The 2679-nt window shown below is 46.4% G+C and carries 2 protein-coding genes; both read left to right on the plus strand.

Annotated elements, in window-relative coordinates:
• The coding region (locus KGY70_20515) for a hypothetical protein (protein MBS3777589.1) at nt 1-2204 on the plus strand (2204 nt) is incomplete at its 5' end.
• Nucleotides 2205-2390: 186 nt separating this feature from the next.
• Nucleotides 2391-2679: hypothetical protein (locus tag KGY70_20520; GenBank protein ID MBS3777590.1), on the plus strand; the 289-nt coding region annotated here is incomplete at its 3' end.

Consider the following 2679-nt stretch of genomic DNA (forward strand, 5'->3'; position numbering starts at 1 on the left):
AAGAAAACCACCTGAAGTGGACCGGTCATTACTGGGAACACGGATGGCCTTCACCCCATCACGGAGGTGACAACATGGCCATGTATGCCTGGCACCAGGTTCCGGGTATCGACATGTTGTTCAATACTCAGGAAGAAAGACCGGACCAGTTTGGCAATGTCCGTGCCGTTAAGGAATTGAGTAGCGTGGCCAACCAGTTGGACAGAAAAAGAACATTGTCTGAAACCTATGGAGGTTCCGGGTGGAGCCTTTCCTTCGAAGATATGAAACGCCTGGGGGATTGGGAATATGTGCTGGGCGTGAACCTGATGAATCAACACCTCTCGTATATGACACTCAAGGGAAGGAGAAAAGGCGATTATCCCCCGTCATTTTCTTATCACGCCCCCTACTGGGAAGATTACGGAGTACTGGCCCGGTATTACAAACGCCTGTCTTACGCCCTTTCCATGGGAGAACAAGTCAACAAAACCCTTGTGCTGGAGCCGACTTCTACTGCCTGGATGTATTATTCCCCGGTTGAGCCGGCAGACGGTTTCCGTAAACTGGGGAAAGAATTTGAAAGCTTGCTGGATAGGATGGAAAAATACCAGCTTGAATATGATCTGGGATGCGAGAACATCATCAAAGATCATGGTGAAGTAGTTGATAATAGCTTTGTTGTTGGTCAGCGGTCGTATGATCTGGTGGTATTGCCAGAAAACATGAAGAATGTGGACCAGCCGACATTTGAGCTGCTAAGGCAATACATCTCCAATGGAGGCAAAGTGTTGTCTCTGGCTGAACCGCCTCAATACATCGATGGCCTGAAAACGGATGATTTTCAAAAGCTCATAGCCCGGAACGGGGAAAGCTGGAACCAGACAGAGACCATTTCGGATCCTGAAGCGCTGGAATTGCTGAAAAGTAAGGATTTTACAGTGGACAAACCGCAGAATATACAGGGCAAGGTGTTTCATCACCGGCGTCAGGTGGAGGACGGACAAATCATATTCTGGAGCAACTTTAATAAAAAGAGAAAGGCTTCCGTATCATTTGAGACCAATGGGGAGGGGGTATCCAGGCTGAATGCCTTCAGCGGAGAAGTTGAGCCTTATGCTTATGAAAAAGCGGAAGGAGAGCGCGTAAAAATGCAGTTTGATCTGGAACCTGCAGGAAGCTTGCTGCTTTTTATTCATGAAGATGAAGCAGATGCCGCCAGCGGAAAAGTACAAAAAGCAGGAGATGAAGAAACGATTCAGGTATCCGGCACTGATATAGAAAGAACTTCTCCCAATGCGTTTACGCTGGATTATGTTGATCTTACCGTTCAGGGAGAACAGTTTGAAGACCTTTATTTTTCTGCGGCTGCAGATTCGGCCTATAAGCTCAACGGACTTGAACGATATGGAAGAGCCGGCTATAATCCCTGGGCTGCAGCAGTTCAGTATAAAACCAATATACTGGATATGGGCGAAAAATTTGGTGAGCATTCAGGTTTCACGGCAACCTATACTTTTGAAACTGCCGGTGAATTTGTACCTGATGCCTTGAATGCAGTCATTGAAAGGGCAGAGCTTTATGCGGTAACAATCAACGGGCGTGAAATACAGCCTGAACAGGGAGAATGGTGGCTGGATCGCTCTTTCGCAGTATTTGACATTGGAGATTACATTCAACCCGGCAAGAACACGCTCACCCTAAGCATTCAGCCTATGCACATCCGGGCAGAGATTGAGCCGGTTTATCTGGTGGGCGATTTTGGTTTATCTGCCACAGAAGAAGGGTTCCAGATAATTCCTTCCCGGGATCTTGATATCGGGCCCTGGAAAGACCAGCATGCACCTTTCTACAGTCATTCGGTAGCCTACACCAAAACTATTGAGGCTGAGGAGGATCAACGCTACAAAGTTCAACTCAATGAATGGAACGGAACGGTAGCCCGCGTGAAAGTAAACGGGGAGAAGGCCGGCATTATAGGTTGGCGTCCTTATGAACTGGATGTTACCCGGTGGATTGATCAGGGCGAAAATGAAGTGACCGTTGAAGTGGTAGGTTCTTTCAAGAATCTGTTAGGCCCGCACCACGGAGATTTTACGGAGGGTATCGTGAGCCCCTGGAATTATTATTATATTTCCGAGGGCCAACCCGCCGGCAGTCAGTATGATCTGGATGATTACGGATTGTTTGAGGATTTTGAAGTGTTGAGGTATCAAAGTGAATAGGCCTTTATTGAGGGCAATTTATGGAAAGTAACTTAGGCTTGAAATGGAATTGAATGGTCATTCAGTCATTTATAGTCATTGGTTGTCATTAAGTTGTATTCGTAGATGTGGCAACTGTTGCAGGTTAGATTCTTTATATTATACCAATCATTATTCAATCTATTCATCATTTACAAATTAGTTGTCATGAAAAAGCTTCTTTATTTATTGCCGGTTATTTTGCTTCTATTGAGTTGTAAAACGGAGCAGGATGATACCCTTTACCAGGGATTTGTAGATCCGCCTCCCGAAGCCCGTCCCTTTGTCCGTTGGTGGTGGAATGGGAACCACATTGAAGCAGATGAGATCAAAAGGGAGCTGGATTCCATGAAAAAGGCAGGAATAGGGGGCGTGGAGATCAACCCCATTGCCATGCCCGATGAGGCAAAAGATATTGGAACAGAACCCGTGAAATGGCTGAGTGAGGAATGGAATG

The sequence above is a fragment of the Bacteroidales bacterium genome, from assembly GCA_018334875.1.
Classification (GTDB): Bacteria; Bacteroidota; Bacteroidia; order Bacteroidales; family UBA12077; genus JAGXLC01.